The sequence below is a fragment of the Sphingomonas panni genome, from assembly GCF_022664435.1.
GTDB classification, from domain to species: Bacteria; Pseudomonadota; Alphaproteobacteria; order Sphingomonadales; family Sphingomonadaceae; genus Sphingomonas; species Sphingomonas panni.
The window spans coordinates 1-14660 of the sequence record NZ_JAKREU010000004.1 but is presented as its reverse complement, the minus strand read 5'-3'; the positions used below and the strand labels follow the sequence as shown (position 1 = coordinate 14660).

The 14660-nt window shown below is 67.1% G+C and carries 12 protein-coding genes and 1 pseudogene; 6 read left to right on the top strand and 7 right to left on the bottom strand.

Annotation, left to right across the window (positions count from 1 at the left end; all coding sequences use genetic code 11):
• Nucleotides 1-145: 145 nt before the first annotated feature.
• The 4 genes from MF609_RS09250 to dapA all read right to left on the bottom strand — a co-directional run bounded on the left by MF609_RS09250 (nucleotide 146) and on the right by dapA (nucleotide 4936).
• Nucleotides 146-655, bottom strand: a complete 510-nt coding sequence (locus tag MF609_RS09250) for a DUF2062 domain-containing protein (RefSeq protein WP_242416311.1) — start codon at nucleotides 653-655, stop codon at nucleotides 146-148.
• Nucleotides 656-716: 61 nt separating this feature from the next.
• Nucleotides 717-1199, bottom strand: coding sequence for an SsrA-binding protein SmpB (gene smpB, locus MF609_RS09245; protein WP_242416031.1), 483 nt, complete (start codon nucleotides 1197-1199; stop codon nucleotides 717-719).
• A 186-nt stretch (nucleotides 1200-1385) separates the two neighbouring features.
• Nucleotides 1386-3998, bottom strand: coding sequence for an ATP-binding protein (locus tag MF609_RS09240; RefSeq protein WP_242416030.1), 2613 nt, complete (start codon nucleotides 3996-3998; stop codon nucleotides 1386-1388).
• A 53-nt stretch (nucleotides 3999-4051) separates the two neighbouring features.
• Entirely contained in the window at nucleotides 4052-4936 is an 885-nt protein-coding gene (gene dapA / locus MF609_RS09235) for a 4-hydroxy-tetrahydrodipicolinate synthase (RefSeq protein ID WP_242416029.1), read from the bottom strand.
• Between the two features lie 78 nt (nucleotides 4937-5014).
• Between dapA and MF609_RS09230 the strand changes: the two genes are divergently transcribed.
• The 5 genes from MF609_RS09230 to MF609_RS09210 all read left to right on the top strand — a co-directional run bounded on the left by MF609_RS09230 (nucleotide 5015) and on the right by MF609_RS09210 (nucleotide 10471).
• Nucleotides 5015-7054 (top strand): lytic transglycosylase domain-containing protein, encoded by a 2040-nt coding sequence (locus MF609_RS09230; RefSeq protein ID WP_419723093.1) that lies wholly within the window; start codon nucleotides 5015-5017, stop codon nucleotides 7052-7054.
• Complete coding sequence (gene greB / locus MF609_RS09225; RefSeq protein WP_242416027.1) at nucleotides 7051-7533, top strand: transcription elongation factor GreB; 483 nt, start codon at nucleotides 7051-7053, stop codon at nucleotides 7531-7533. Before MF609_RS09230 ends, greB begins: the two co-directional genes overlap by 4 nt.
• Nucleotides 7534-7556: 23 nt before the next feature.
• A complete protein-coding gene (locus tag MF609_RS09220; RefSeq protein WP_242416026.1) occupies nucleotides 7557-7910 on the top strand; it encodes a hypothetical protein in 354 nt (117 codons plus the stop codon).
• Between the two features lie 105 nt (nucleotides 7911-8015).
• Nucleotides 8016-9662, top strand: coding sequence for a cation:proton antiporter domain-containing protein (locus MF609_RS09215; protein WP_242416025.1), 1647 nt, complete (start codon nucleotides 8016-8018; stop codon nucleotides 9660-9662).
• A gap of 32 nt (nucleotides 9663-9694) precedes the next feature.
• Complete coding sequence (locus MF609_RS09210) at nucleotides 9695-10471, top strand: NYN domain-containing protein (RefSeq protein WP_242416024.1); 777 nt, start codon at nucleotides 9695-9697, stop codon at nucleotides 10469-10471.
• Between the two features lie 163 nt (nucleotides 10472-10634).
• Here MF609_RS09210 and MF609_RS09205 read toward each other — a convergent pair whose 3' ends face one another.
• Together MF609_RS09205 and ettA are read right to left on the bottom strand one after the other, a co-directional pair.
• Nucleotides 10635-11816, bottom strand: a complete 1182-nt coding sequence (locus tag MF609_RS09205; RefSeq protein ID WP_242416023.1) for a sensor histidine kinase — start codon at nucleotides 11814-11816, stop codon at nucleotides 10635-10637.
• A 4-nt stretch (nucleotides 11817-11820) separates the two neighbouring features.
• Complete coding sequence (gene ettA / locus MF609_RS09200; RefSeq protein WP_242416022.1) at nucleotides 11821-13500, bottom strand: energy-dependent translational throttle protein EttA; 1680 nt, start codon at nucleotides 13498-13500, stop codon at nucleotides 11821-11823.
• Between the two features lie 433 nt (nucleotides 13501-13933).
• Here ettA and MF609_RS09195 point away from each other — a divergent pair, with 433 nt between their 5' ends.
• Nucleotides 13934-14179: a putative periplasmic lipoprotein gene (locus tag MF609_RS09195; protein ID WP_055759905.1), complete on the top strand. Its 246-nt coding sequence runs from the start codon at nucleotides 13934-13936 to the stop codon at nucleotides 14177-14179.
• Between the two features lie 299 nt (nucleotides 14180-14478).
• Here the strand turns inward: MF609_RS09195 and MF609_RS09190 are convergent.
• A pseudogene (locus tag MF609_RS09190) lies at nucleotides 14479-14660 on the bottom strand (sugar kinase); the annotation flags it as partial.

The window sequence follows — 14660 nt, the reverse complement described above, 5'->3', positions numbered from 1 at the left end:
TTCGAGCAGCTTCGAGCCTGTCGAGAAGCGTCCGTCGAGAACCCTGCGTTTGGGGTAACCCCTTCTCGACTTCGGTTCTCGACAGGCTCGAACCTGCGCTCGAAGCAAACGGAGGAGGAAATTGGTGGTAAGTTGGAGGGAAAGATCAGGCCTGTACCCCATGCCCACGCCGCTTCCATTTGGCGGCAATCCATGCCCGCCAGCCGAGTGCGGCGATGGCATAGCCCAGCACCGCGCCGATCACCGAACACACCACCATGCCGAGCGCGGTGGCCGGCCCGACCTCCGCCACCAGCCATTCGAGCCAGCCCGGTGGTGCCTTTACCGCGTCGCCGATCGGATCGCCTGGCACGACCTTGTCGAGGTGGAGCAGCCATGCCCCGACCTTGTAGTAGAGGATGAACAGCAGCGGCGTCGTGATCGGGTTGGTGAAGAAGGTGGTCAGCGCCGCCGCCGGCACATTGGCGCGTAAAGGAAGCGCGAGTACGGCAGAAGCGGGGATCTGTCCCAGCGGGATCAGGATGCCGGTGAACATGCCCAGCGCAACGCCGCGCGGGACCGAGCGGCGGGTGAAGCGCCAGAGTTCGGGGGCGAGGACGCGGTGCGCGACGGGCCGCAGGAAGCGGTTCGCCTCCATCGATTCGCGGGTCGGCATGTTCGCGGCGATCCAGCGCAACGCACGCGCGCCCAGCCGCCGGTCGTCTTCGCCCTGCGGTTCAGCCACGGTCGCGGAGCAACCTTCCCTGTTCACGCTTCCAGTCCCGCTCTTTGATATGCTCGCGCTTGTCGTGGTTCTTGCGACCCTTGGCCAGAGCCAGCTCGACCTTCGCGCGCCCTTTTCCGTTGAAATACACCGATAGCGCGATGAGCGTCATGCCGTCGCGCGCCACCGCCCCGTGCATCTTGTTTATCTCGCGTTCGTGAAGCAGCAGTTTACGCGGGCGGCGCGGTTCGTGGTTGAAGCGGTTGCCGTGGCTGAATTCGGGAATGTTCGAATTGATCAGGAACACCTGCCCGTCGCGGACATCGGCATAGCTTTCGGTGATCGACCCTTCGCCGAAGCGCAGCGACTTCACCTCGGTACCGGTCAGGGCGATGCCGGCCTCGTACACCGTGTCGATCTCGTAATCGAACCGCGCGCGGCGGTTTTCGGCGACGGTTTTCTTCTTGTCGAACAACTGGGGACGCGGACGGCTCATGGAGCGGACATAGGGTGTCGGGGGGCGAAGGGGAAGCACCGCAACCGCTCCTCCCCATATATGGGGAGGGGGACCGCCGCGAAGCGGTGGTGGAGGGGGTTGGCCGCGCAACGCAGCGGTGCCGTACGCGGACACCCCCCTCCACCATCCTGCGGACGGTCCCCCTCCCCGTGCCGGGGAGGATCTTTACGCGTCCAGTGCCTCGCGCACCTTTCTTGCCAGTTCGTCCACGCCGAACGGCTTGGGCAGCAACCGCGTGCCCGGATCGAGGACGCCGTTATGCACCACGGCATTGCGGGTATAGCCGGTCGTGTACAGCACGCGCAGCCCCGGCCGCATCGCCTGTGCGCGGTCGGCCAGCTCCCGGCCGGTCATGCCCGGCATCACCACGTCGGTGAACAGCAAGGTGACGCGCACCCCCTGTTCGAGCAGTTCCAGTGCCTCCGGCCCGTTCGACGCGTGCAGCACGCCATAGCCCAGGTCGCGCAGCACCTCGACCGAGAAGCTGCGGACGCGCGATTCGTCCTCGACCACCAGCACCGTCTCGCCGGGATTGCCGCGGCGGACCGGCTCGATCGTCGTGCGCGGCGTGGGGGTCGGCGTCTCGCCATAGAAACGCGGCAGGTACAGGCGCACGGTCGTGCCGACGCCCGGTTCGGAATAGATGCGTACATGGCCGCGCGACTGGCGGACGAAGCCGAAGACCTGGCTGAGGCCGAGGCCCGTGCCCCGCCCGACCGGCTTGGTGGTGAAGAACGGCTCGAACGCCTTGGCCAGCACGTCGGGCGCCATGCCGGTGCCGGTGTCGGTGACCGCGATCATGACGTACTGGCCGGCGGCCATGTCGGCTTCCCGCGCATAATCGTCGCCGACATGGGCGTTGGCGGTCTCGATGGTCAGCTTGCCGCCATCGGGCATCGCGTCGCGGGCATTGACCGCCAGATTGACGATGGCGTTCTCCAGCTGGCCCCGATCGGCCTCCGCGCGCCACAGGCCGGCGCTCAGCACCGTTTCGACCGCGATCGGTTCGCCGAGCGTCCGGGTCAGCAACTCGGTCAGGTCGGCGACCAGGCGGTTGCCCTCGACCGGTTCGGGCGACAGCGGCGACTGGCGCGAAAAGGCGAGCAGCCGCTGCGTCAGCGCGGCGGCGCGGGTCGCCCCGTCCTTCGCCGCCTCGACATAGCGCTCCACATCGCCGCGCCCGGCAGCGATCCGCCGTTCGATCATGTCGAGGCCGCCGATGACCACCGCCAGCATGTTGTTGAAATCATGCGCGATGCCGCCGGTCAGCTGGCCGACCGCCTCCATCTTCTGCAACTGGCGGACCTGCGTTTCGGCGGCGGCGCGGGCGCTGGCGGCATTGTGCAGTTCGGTCGCGACGCGTTCGAGCTGTGCGTCCTGCCGCCCGACCTTCGCCTGCAGCCGGAGGAGCGCGTCGGCGCGCTGGACGGTGACCCAGCTGATTTCGGCCACTTCCTGCAACAGCGCGATCTCACCGGGCAGCCAGTGGCGCGGCGCGCCGTGGCCGACGATCAGCAGCCCCTCCAGCCGGCCGTCCTGCCGCAACGGCACGCCGAGGCCGGACACGGCGGAATAGGACGACGCCTCGCTCGCGACGAAGGCCGGGTCGATGGCGAACTCGTCGGACACGATCGTCCGTCCCGCGCGCAGCAGCGCGGTGTTGCTGGGGCCGAAGCGGTCGAGCGAATGTTCGCCGGTCAGCAGCGGCAGCACGCCGTCGTTCCATCCGGCCATGTAGCGCACGCGGTTGGCCGCCACCCGCGCAAAGGCGATGCGATCGACCTGCAACCATTCGCCCAGCGCCCGCGCGGTGAAGCGCATGATCGCATCGGGATCGGTCGCGGCACGTTGCCGGGCGCTGAGCGACAGGACGAATTCGCGCTCCGCCTTCGCCGCCAGCGCGGCCAGCTCCGCCTGCTTGCGGTCGTCGATATCGTAGCTGACGCCGGGAAAGCGCAGCGGACGGCCGGTATCGTCGAAGGTGCAGCGCCCCTGCGCCGAAACCCAGCGGCAATTGCCGTCATGGTCGATAACGCGATATTCGGCGACCAGCGTCCCGTTGCCGGACGGGTCCATCGCGCGTTCGATGGCGCGCTGCGCCTCGGGCAGATCGTCGGGATGGATACCGCGAAAGAAGGTCGCGATCGGCGCGCCCTGCTCCGCGACCGCCGGATCGACATTATAGAGCAGCGCGAACCGCGCATCGGCGCGGATCATATCCGCCTGCACGTCCCAGTCCCACGCACCGATATTGCGCCCGGCGGTCAGGGCCAGTTGCAGGCGTTCGTCGGCGGCGGCGCGTTCGCGCTCCGCCACGACGCGCGCCGTCGTCTCCCCGGTCACGCACAGCAGCCCGGCGATGCGGCCCGCATCGTCGAACACCGGCGAATAGGTGAAGCTCCACCAGCTATCCTCGGGCTCGCCGGTGCGGGCGAGGTCCAGCTTCATGTCGGTCGCGACGACATGGCCGCCGGCCATGGTCTTGTCGACCAGCGGGATCAGTTCTTCCCAGATATTGGCCCAGACGACATCGAAGCGCTCGCCCAGCGAACCGGCGATCCGCACGCCGAGCAACGGGCGATAGGCGTCGTTGTAGAAACAGCGCAGCTCCGGCCCCCATGCCAGGAACATCGGCGTGGGGCAGGACAACATCATCGCCAGCAGCGACCTGAGCGATACCGGCCAACCCTCGATCGGGCCGAGCGGATGGGCCGACCAGTCGTGCGCGGCGATCTCCGCGCCCGTAACCGTTTGAATCGCAAGGGGTCCGTTTGGCATATGCACCACGTGTTAGGCCTGCACAGCCGCTACGGCAACGGGGCGGTGCGCGCTCAGCGGATCAGGCCGGCATGGGCGAGCGCGGCATCGACCGCCGCCTGCGACGCTTCCGACGCGGGCGTCATCGGCAGGCGCAGGTCGGTCGGGAAGCCCGGACGGACCCGGCCCAGCGCATATTTGACCGGCCCCGGCGACGCATCGCTGAACAGCGCCGCGTGCAGCGGGAACAGCCGGTCCTGGATGGTCAGCGCGCGGGCATAGTCGCCGGCGGCGCAGGCGTCCTGGAATTCCGCGCACATCGCCGGCGCGACATTGGCGGTGACCGAGATCGCGCCGACGCCGCCCATCGCCATGAAGGCCAGCGTCATGTCGTCATTGCCCGACAACTGGGCGAAGCCGGTCCCGCACCGCATCCGGTGTTCGGCGACGCGCGCCATCTGGCCGGTCGCGTCCTTGATGCCGACAACGACGTCGGGGAACGCCTTCACGATGCGCTCGACCGTTTCGACATTGATGTCGGTGATGGTGCGGCCGGGTACGTTGTAGAGGACGATCGGCAGGCCGCCCTGCGACGCCAGCACCTCGAAATGGCGGAACACCCCCTCCTGATTGGGGCGGTTGTAATAAGGGGGCACCAGCAGCGCGGCGGCGGCGCCGGCGGCCTTGGCGGCATGGATGTGGTGCAGCGCGACGGCGGTGTCGTTCGACCCACAGCCGGCGATCACCGGCACCCGGCCGCGCGCCTGATCGACGCAGACGCGCACGACATGGTCATGCTCCTCGATCGTCATCGTCGCCGCTTCGCCGGTGGTGCCGCAGGGGACCAACGCGCTCGACCCGCTCTCGATCTGCCAGTCGACGAGGGCGCGGAACGATGCTTCGTCGAACCGACCGTCGGCGAACGGGGTGACGAGCGCGGGAATCGAGCCGGAAAACATGGAAAACGCGCTCCGCAGACTGGGATTTGAGCCGAAAAGGTGGCGACAGATAGGGCGGGCTTCCATATCATGTCCAGTATGCTGACCACCGTGTTCAAGAGCGCGTTCCTGCTCACCGGCGTCGCGAGCGCCGCCATGGCCGCCGGGATGTTCAATCCCGCCGCGCAAATCTCCGTTCAACCGCAGCCTGCACCGATAGTGCAGCCGCTGCCCGCCCCTGCCCGACCGATGGTGCAGCCGGTAGCGCAGGCGCAAGCCTACGACCCGATTCAGCCGGTGCTGGCCGACTGGAAACGGTTGCAGCAATCGGACAATTATCCCTTCACCGACTATGCCCGCTTCCTGCTGGCCCATCCGGGATTTCCGGGGGAAACCAGCCGGCGCGCGGCGGCGGAGACGGTGCTGGCCGATGGCGCGCAGGACCCGGCGACGGTGCTGCGCTTCTTCGATCGCTATCCCCCGCTGACCGCCGCCGGACGGCTGCGCATGGCGGAAGCGCTGGCGGCGAGCGGGCGGATGGCGGAGGCGCAGGAGGCCGCGCGCGCCGCATGGCGCCGGGGTGCGCTACGTACCAATGACGAAACGAAGCTGCTCGGCCGGTTCGCGTCCGCCCTCACGCCGCAGGATCACGACGCGCGGATGGACCGGTTGTTGTGGCAGAATGCGACGACCGCCGCAGGCCGGCAGATCGGCTATGTCTCCGCCGCGATGCGCCCGACCTTCGACGCGCGCATCGCGTTCCGCACCAATGCGTCGGATGCCAGCGTCCGCGGCGAGCAGCCGGGCGTCGACCGCGCCGATCCGGGCTATATCGGCGACCGCGCCAGCTGGCTGCGCGCGACCGGCCAGTCGGTGGCCGCACGCTCCTACCTCGCCCAGCCGCGCCGCCTGTCGCGCAGCCCCGGCGATGTCGAGGAATGGCTCGAGGTCCTGCTGACCAATGCGAAGGCGGCGCAGGCGGACAGCCAGTTCGACCTCGCCTATCGCATCGCGTCGCAGATCGACGACGCGTTCCCGGCAGGCACGGTCATCGCCGATGCGGCCTATGGCGAGCGCGACGACTATACCAGCCTTGCCTGGCTGGCCGGCACCGTGGCGTTGCAGAAGCTGAACCGGCCGACCGACGCGACGGGCATGTTCGCGCGCTATGCCAGCGGATCGCGCACGCCGACCGTCAGGACCAAAGGCTATTACTGGGCAGGCCGCGCGGCGGAGGCGGCGGGCGACCGCGCCACCGCCGATCGCTGGTATGCGCAGGCCGCCGATCTGGGCGACCTGTATTACGGACAACTTGCCAGCGAACGCATCGGCCGGCCGCTGCGCGCGCCGAGCGACACCGCCGATCCGGCGGCGATCCCGGCGGCGGTGCGTGCGGCCTATATGAACAGCGACGTGGCGAAGGCGACCCGCTATCTCGGCCGCACCGGGCAAGTTGCCGATCAGGGCCTGTTCGTCCGCAAGATCGCGGAGGATGCGCGCAGCGACACCGACCATGCGCTGGCGGTCGAGCTGGCCAAGGCGGTCGACCGCCCCGACCTGGCCGTGATGGTCGGGCGCAGCGCGCTGCTGAACGGGCATAGCGACTATACGCTGGCCGGATACCCATCGGTCCCGGTCACCGCATCGCAACGCGACCAGTTCACGCTGATCCACGCCATCGCGCGGCAGGAAAGCCAGTTCGACCGCACCGCCGTCAGCCGCACCGGCGCGCGCGGGTTGATGCAGCTGATGCCGGCCACGGCCCGGGAAACGGCGGGGAAGCTGGGGCTGTCTTACAGTCCGTCATCGCTGAACGACCCGTCGTACAACATGGCGCTGGGGTCGAGCTTCATCCAGCGGATGCTCGATTATTACGGCGGCAGCTATCCGCTGGCGGTGGCGGCGTACAATGCCGGGCCGGGCAATGTGAACAAATGGCTGCGGGCCAATGGCGACCCGCGCATGCCGGGCGTCGACGTGATCGACTGGATCGAGAAGATTCCGTACAGCGAGACGCGCGGTTACGTGCAGCGGGTGCTGGAAAATGCGGTCGTCTATGACCTGATCCATACCGAGAAGGCGCGGTCGCGCGGGCCGAACAACCTTAGCTGGTATCTTGGGAAGAACCGTCCGGGATGAGCGAGCCGCGTCCGAACTATATCACGCCGACGGGCTATGCCGTGTTGAAGGCCGAATATGACCAGCTGCTGGGCGAGGAACGGCCCAAGCTGGTCGACGTCATCGCCTGGGCCGCGGGCAATGGCGACCGGTCGGAAAATGGCGACTATATCTATGGTCGCAAACGGCTCCGCGAGATCGACCGGCGGCTGGGCTTCCTCGCCAAGCGGATGAAGGCGGCGCGGGTCGTCGACCCCGCCGCCCAGACCGAACGCGGCCGGGCATGGTTCGGCGCGACCGTCACCATCGCCGACGAAGATGACAATCACCGCGTGCTGGAGCTGGTCGGCGATGACGAGGCCGATGCCGGCAAGGGGCGGATCGGGTGGAACTCGCCGATGGCGCGCGCCCTGCGCGGGAGCGCGGTCGGCGACGTGCGGACCGTCGCGCTGCCCGCCGGTGCCAAGGAATATGAGGTGATGGCGATCACCTATCCGTAAGCCGATGGGGTCGGGGGAGCGAGATGCGGTTGATGGCAATGGTCGGCGCGGTGCTGTTGTCGGGCTGCGGTGGCCCCCCGACGCAGGAACCGACGGTGCGCGTCGAGACTCACGGCGCGAAGGCGCAAACGGACAGCCTCCCCTCCCCCAAACCTGTCCTTCCTGCCGATGTCGTCGCCTTCCGCCTGAAGCGCGACGAATGCGACCATCTGCGCGGCGAGGAGCCGACCGGGCCGGCACGCGCGGCATTCCTGAAATATGGCATGGAGCGAACCTGCACCGGTACCGACGCCGCCCTTCGTGCGCTGCGCCAGCGCCATGCCCGCGACCCGGCGGCGATCGCCGCGCTCGCGGGATATGAGGACGACATCGAATGACCCCGCGCCGCCCCTGCCATTGACGGGCAAGCAAATTCGGTACGTCGGCGAACCCAAGCGCGCTGCCGTCCGTTCGCTAGTCAACTAACCGGCCTAGGAGACGCAATGCCGCATTACACGCCGCTGATCGGAACCATCGTCACCGCATTGGTCGCAGCGTTCGCGCTGGGTGCGGTGGCGCTCAAGCTGCGCGTGTCGCCGATCGCCGGCTATCTGATGGCGGGCGTGTTGATCGGCCCGTTCACGCCGGGCTTCGTAGCGCATTCGGGCATTGCGACCGAACTGGCGGAGATCGGCGTCATCCTGCTGATGTTCGGGGTCGGGCTGCATTTCTCGCTGAAGGACCTGTTGTCCGTCTGGCGCATCGCCGTGCCGGGCGCGATCGTGCAGATTGCCGTCGCGACGACGATGGGCTGGGGCCTGTCGCAGTTTCTCGGCTGGTCGCTGATGGCCGGGATCGTGTTCGGGCTGGCGCTGTCGGTCGCGAGTACCGTCGTCCTGCTGCGCGCGCTGGAGGCCCGCGCGCTGGTCCAGACCGAGCGGGGACGGATCGCGGTCGGGTGGCTGATCGTCGAGGATCTGGCGATGGTGCTGGCGCTCGTCCTGTTGCCCGTCGTGGCCGCCGCAGTCGATCCGGCCAAGGCCGCCGCGCCGGGTGCGATCTTTACCGCCATCGCGATGACGCTGCTGAAGGTTACCGGCTTCGTCACGCTGATGCTGGTGGTCGGGCGGCGGGTAATCCCGTGGGCGCTGCACTGGGTGGTGCATACCGGTTCCCGCGAGTTGTTCCGGCTGGCGGTGCTGGCCATTGCATTGGGTGTGGCGTTCGGGGCGGCCCTGGCGTTCGACGTCTCGTTCGCGCTCGGCGCGTTCTTCGCCGGCATGATCCTGGGCGAGACGCCGCTCAGCCGGCGGGCGGCGCAGGAAACGCTGCCGTTGCGCGATGCGTTCGCCGTACTGTTCTTCGTGTCGGTCGGCATGTTGTTCAATCCGCAGGTGCTGGTCGAACAACCCGGACCGTTGATCGCGACGATCGCCATCATCGTCATCGGCAAGTCGGCGGCCGCCTTTGCCATCGTCCGCCTGTTCGGCCATCCCAATCGGACGGCCGCGACCATCGCCGCCAGCCTTGCGCAGATCGGCGAATTCTCGTTCATCCTCGCCGGCATCGGGACCAGCCTGAACATCCTGCCGAGCGAGGGCCGCGACCTGATCCTGGCGGGGGCGATCCTGTCGATCATGGTCAATCCGTTCCTGTTCGGCGCGGTCGCCGGACGGGGCGAGGAGCCGGGGCCGTCGCAGGCGCGCGAGGCGGCGCGGGAGGAAGCGCGCGAGGATCATGTCGTGCTGATCGGTGCGGGCCGGGTCGGGCGACTGATCGCGGAAGGGCTGCGTGAGTCGGGCCGCGCGTTCGTCGTGATCGAGGATCAGGCCGATACCGCGCGCACGGCGCAGGCGCATGGCTGGAGCGTGGTACTGGGCAATGCGCTCGACCCCAATGTGCTGCGCGATGCCGGCGTGGCGCAGGCGACCAAGCTGCTGATCGCCATTCCCGGCGGGTTCGAGGCGGGCGCCATCGTCCAGCACGCGCGCGGCATGAATGCCGACCTCTACATATTGTCGCGGGCGCATTCGGCGGAGGAAGTGCAATATCTCACCCGCCACGGCGTCGACCAGGTCGTGCTGGGCGAGGAGGAACTGGCCCGCACCATGTTGCGCCGGGCCGAGGAACAGCGGTTGCAGGAGGCATAGCCGCCGCCGCCCGGACAGGATAGACGAACGCCATGGCCAATCATCACGCCCCCACCGGCAACGTCGCGTTGCTGATCGATGCCGACAATGCCGGCGCCGCCTATCTCGATTCCGTGCTGACGGTGCTGGCCGAGTTCGGCACGGTCAATGTCCGCCGCGCCTATGGCAATTGGGAGAAGCCGGGCCTGAAGAGCTGGAAGGCGCTGTTGATGCGCCACGGTATCGAACCGTTCCAGCAGTTCGACATCACCAAGGGCAAGAACGCCACCGACATGCGCATGACCATCGACGCGATGGACCTGCTGCTGCGCGGCCGGATCACCGGGTTCGGCATCATGTCGTCGGACAGCGACTTCATGCCGCTTGCCCAGCGCATCCGGCAGGAAGGGGTGCCGGTCTATGGCTTCGGCACCGACCGCACGCCCGAAGGGTTCCGCGAGAGCTGCACGCGGTTCATCGATGTCGCGTCGCTGGATGTCGAGGACGTGGCCAACATGCCGCTGCCCCCCGCGATCGGCGGCGTTGCCGCGCCGGCTGCCACCCCGGCGGCCAAGCCCGCGCCTGCCCCGGCGCGCAAGAGCCAGAAGGTCGATGCGTCGCTGGTGAAGCTGCTGTCCGATGCCTATGACGCGTCGAAGGTCGACAAGCGCGGCTTTGCCAGCCTGTCCGAAGTCGGCCAGCGCGCGGCCAACCGGTCGAGCTTCGACACGCGCAATTACGGGTTCAAGCGGTTGTCGGACCTGATCGAGAAGGTGAAGGAGTTCGAGGTCGAGCGCCGCGATACCGGGGTGTTCGTCAAGCGGGTGTGAGGGGGGGCGGCCTCCCCCTTTCCTGACCCACCCCGTTTGCTTCGAGCAGGTTCGAGCCTGTCGAGAACCGCCCGTCGAGAAGCCGGTGTCACAAGCAGGCCGTTCTCGACAGACGCTTCTCGACAAGCTCGAAACTGCTCGAACCGAACGGGTCGGAAGTGGCCTACACCGCCTCGGGCAGCGGTATCGCGAACGTCACACGCGTTCCCGGTGCCGCATCGTCGAACGTCAGCGTGCCGCCCAGCTGCCGCGCCAGGCTGGACACCATCCGCATCCCCAGGCTGGTCGGGCGCGCCGCGGTCGGATCGAACCCCGCCGGTAGCCCCTGCCCGCGATCGACGACCTCCATCCGGAGTTGCCCGTCGTCGCAGCGCGTCTCGATCGTGACCGTGCCGCCGCCCTCGCCATAGGCATATTTTATCGCGTTGGTGACCAGTTCGGTCAGCAACAGCCCCAGCGGGATCGCGGTATCGCCGCTGACGACCAGCGGCGCGATGTCGCACTCGATCGCGTGGTCGGGCGCCTGTTCCCGCAATTGCTCGACGATGCCGCACAGCAGCCGGTCGAGCGCGACGACGCCCACGCGGTCGCCCTGCCACAGCTGGTCGTGCGCCTGCCCGATGGCGACGATCCGCGCCTGCGCATCGCCCAGCATCCGCTGGACGCGCGGATCGTCGTCCTCGCGCATCTGCAGGTTGAGCATGGCCGACACCATCGCCAGGCTGTTCTTGACCCGGTGCGATGCCTCGCGCGTCAACAGTTCCTGATGCTCGATCGCCGCGCGCAGCGATGCTTCGGCCTCCAGCCGTTCGATGGCGACGCCGATCAGGTTGGCGAAGCCCTGCATGAAGGCGAGGTCGTCTTCCTCGAACCGACCGTCCTGGCGGCTGTCGACCTCCAGCACGCCGAAGCGGCGGCCATTGGCCTCGACCAACACGTTGATCGCGCGCTTGACCCCGTGATCGGCCATGAAACCGGGCGTGCGGAAGCGCTTTTCGTCGCTCAGATGGTTGGAGATCACCGCCTCACCGGTGCGGAAGGCGAAGCCGGCGGGCGAGGCGAGATCGTCGCCCATCTCCGCCTGCCCGACGACACCTTCGTCCCAGCCGATGCCGGCGCGGACGATCAGCGCGCCGCCCTGATCGTCATGGTGCAAAAACTTGGCGAGCCGCGTCCGCATCCCGCGCGCGGCAAGTTCGACCGCCGCCCGGACGATCTCGTCGATATCGCGGCTGCGCAGCGCGATGCCGCCGAATTCGGCGAGAATGCGCTGCTGGTCGAGGCGATAGCGGATCGCATCGGCGGGATCGTCCGACCCCGCCCCGTTTTCTTCCACTACCGCCATCGGATCAGCGCGTCAGCTTCTTGTAGGCGAGGCGCGTCGGACGATCCGCCGCATCGCCCATGCGGCGGCGCTTGTCTTCCTCATAGGCTTCGAAATTGCCCTCGAACCATTCGACATGGCTGTCGCCTTCGAACGCCAGGATGTGGGTGCACAGGCGGTCGAGGAAGAAGCGGTCGTGGCTGATGACCACGGCGCAGCCGGCGAACGACTCCAGCGCTTCTTCGAGCGCACGCAGCGTTTCGACGTCGAGGTCGTTGGTCGGTTCGTCGAGCAGCAGGACGTTGCCGCCCTCCTTCAGCATCTTGGCTATATGGACGCGGTTGCGCTCACCGCCCGACAGCTGACCGACCTTCTTCTGCTGGTCCTGCCCCTTGAAGTTGAACGCGCCGACATAGGCCCGCGTCCCCAGCTCCTGCTTGCCGAAGCGGAACACGTCGAGGCCGTCCGACACTTCTTCCCAAACGTTCTTGTTCGGGTCGAGGTCATCGCGGCTCTGGTCGACATAGCCGAGCTTCACCGTTTGCCCGACCTCGATCGACCCGCCATCGGGCTGTTCCTGGCCGGTGATGAGCTTGAACAGCGTCGACTTGCCCGCGCCGTTCGGCCCGATCACGCCGACGATGCCGCCGGGCGGCAGGTTGAAGTCGAGACCCTCGAACAGCAGCTTGTCGCCATAGGCCTTGGTCAGGCCCTTGGCCTCGATCACCTTGCCGCCAAGACGCTCGGGGATCTGGATGAGGATCTGCGCCTTGCCGACCGCGCGGTTTTCCTGGTTCTTGACCAGTTCGTCGAACGCCCGGATACGCGCCTTGGACTTGGTCTGGCGCGCCTTGGGCGTCTGCCGCATCCAGTTGAGTTCGTCCTGGATCGCCTTGGCCTTGCCGGCTTCCTCGCGCTCTTCCTGCTCGAGCCGCTTGGCCTTCTTTTCCAGATAGCCGGAATAGTTCGCTTCATAGGTATAGTAGCGACCGCGATCGAGTTCGAGGACCCAGTTGACCACGTTATCGAGGAAATAGCGGTCGTGGGTCACGAGGATCACGTTGCCGGTATATTCCTTGAGGTAGTTTTCCAGCCAGCCGACGCTTTCGGCGTCGAGGTGGTTGGTCGGTTCGTCGAGGAGCAAAATCTGGGGCTTTTCGAGCAGCAGCTTGCACAAAGCGACGCGGCGCTTCTCACCGCCCGACAGGTTCTCGACCGAGGCGTCGCCCGGCGGGCAGCGCAGTGCCTCCATCGCGATTTCGAGCTGGTTGTCGAGGCTCCAGCCATCGACCGCGTCGATCTTCGCCTGCAGCTCGCCCATTTCCTCGAGCAGCTTGTCGAAGTCGGTATCGTCCTTGGGATCGCCCATTTCCGCCGAAATGGCGTTGAAGCGATCGACCAGGTCCGCGACCGGGCGCACGCCGTCCTTGACGTTTTCCATCACCGTCTTGGTCGGGTCGAGCTTCGGTTCCTGCGGCAGGTAACCGACCTTGATGCCCTCGGCGGCCCAAGCCTCCCCGGTGAATTCGGTGTCCATGCCGGCCATGACCTTCATCAGGGTCGACTTGCCCGCGCCGTTCGGGCCGATGATCGCGATCTTCGCATCGGGCAGGAACTGCAAGTGGATATTGTTCAGGACCGGCTTGTTGGCGCCGGGGAAGGTCTTGGTCAGACCCTTCATCACATAGCTGTACTGCACGGCCATTGCCGAAGGCTCCGTTTCGAATATCTGAAGGTGGTATCAAAGGTTCTGGCGCGATGTAGCGACGGGGCGGCGAATTGGCAACGCGGCCACCATGGACCGAACGGCGGCGGCGCCGGGCCGATTCGCAGCGATTTGCGTCCCTGCCCGCCGAAGGTTTCGATAAACTTTACGCAAGATGACGGCAGCGGGCGGGACCGTCCCCGCCATGCGTTCGCAGGCGCAACATGACGTAGCGGCAACGGCGGAAATCCGGGTAAAAACGAACGGTTTCGTCGGTTCGTCGCGCCGCTACCACGGTCCACCATTGGTCGCAAAGCCGCATTCTTGCCACAATTGGAGATTGACGGCGGCTGCGAAGGCGCTATTGCGGCAATCTCGCGACGGCGGTGACGCCGGGATATTCGCGAAATGGAATTTTCTGGGAGTAACCCGAATGAAGAAGATCATGCTCGTCGCCGCCGCTGCCGGCCTCCTCTCGGTCGCCGCTTGCAAGAACACCCCGACCGACAACGCTGCGGACGCAGCTTCGGACAACCTGGAAATGCTGGCGGACAACCTGGAAGCCCAGGCTGAGAACACCTCGAACGAAGCAGTCGCTGCCGACCTGATGAACGCTTCGGAAAACGCCGAAGACGCTTCGGACGCGATCGAGAACGCCGCCGAGCACAACGGCATGTAATTCCCGTTCCCGCGCTTATGTGGCGCGGGAAACCGGAATTCGGAAAGGGGCGCCCCGGCAACGGTGGCGCCCCTTTTCTTTGGAATACAGCGGGTCGTTACGCCGACAGCATCACCGTGGCGCGATTGCGGCGCGATTACGACACATAGGTTAAGGAATGTTGCGTGTTGCGGTGCCGCATTCCGGCGTGCTCGCGCAGTTGGCGAACGCCATCGGAGCGCCTGCTGGCATATCCTATGGACAGCGTTCGGCGGCAGCCGTGCGAGTCCCTCGCCCGCGCGAAGGAACGGCCGTGATCGTCAGCGCCGAACGTCCAGCCCGCCGGCGAGGAATGCGTCGATATCCGCTTGACGGAACAGGCTGAAATCGCCGGGCAGCGAATGTTTGAGCGCCGCAACCGCGAGCCCCCAGTTCGCCGCCGTCGCTTCGTCGCGATCCGACATCAGCGCGTGCAGCACGCCGCTGGCAAAGGCATCGCCCC

Excerpts from the sequence above, each read along its gene's own strand:
- MF609_RS09240 (WP_242416030.1), bottom strand. The coding sequence starts at position 3,998 with ATGCCAAACGGACCCCTTGCGATTCAAACGGTTACGGGCGCGGAGATC.
- dapA (WP_242416029.1), bottom strand. The coding sequence starts at position 4,936 with ATGTTTTCCGGCTCGATTCCCGCGCTCGTCACCCCGTTCGCCGACGGT.
- smpB (WP_242416031.1), bottom strand. The coding sequence starts at position 1,199 with ATGAGCCGTCCGCGTCCCCAGTTGTTCGACAAGAAGAAAACCGTCGCC.
- MF609_RS09215 (WP_242416025.1), top strand. The coding sequence starts at position 8,016 with ATGCCGCATTACACGCCGCTGATCGGAACCATCGTCACCGCATTGGTC.
- MF609_RS09230 (WP_419723093.1), top strand. The coding sequence starts at position 5,015 with ATGCTGACCACCGTGTTCAAGAGCGCGTTCCTGCTCACCGGCGTCGCG.
- MF609_RS09210 (WP_242416024.1), top strand. The coding sequence starts at position 9,695 with ATGGCCAATCATCACGCCCCCACCGGCAACGTCGCGTTGCTGATCGAT.
- MF609_RS09205 (WP_242416023.1), bottom strand. The coding sequence starts at position 11,816 with ATGGCGGTAGTGGAAGAAAACGGGGCGGGGTCGGACGATCCCGCCGAT.
- ettA (WP_242416022.1), bottom strand. The coding sequence starts at position 13,500 with ATGGCCGTGCAGTACAGCTATGTGATGAAGGGTCTGACCAAGACCTTC.
- MF609_RS09220 (WP_242416026.1), top strand. The coding sequence starts at position 7,557 with ATGCGGTTGATGGCAATGGTCGGCGCGGTGCTGTTGTCGGGCTGCGGT.
- MF609_RS09250 (WP_242416311.1), bottom strand. The coding sequence starts at position 655 with ATGCCGACCCGCGAATCGATGGAGGCGAACCGCTTCCTGCGGCCCGTC.
- greB (WP_242416027.1), top strand. The coding sequence starts at position 7,051 with ATGAGCGAGCCGCGTCCGAACTATATCACGCCGACGGGCTATGCCGTG.
- MF609_RS09195 (WP_055759905.1), top strand. The coding sequence starts at position 13,934 with ATGAAGAAGATCATGCTCGTCGCCGCCGCTGCCGGCCTCCTCTCGGTC.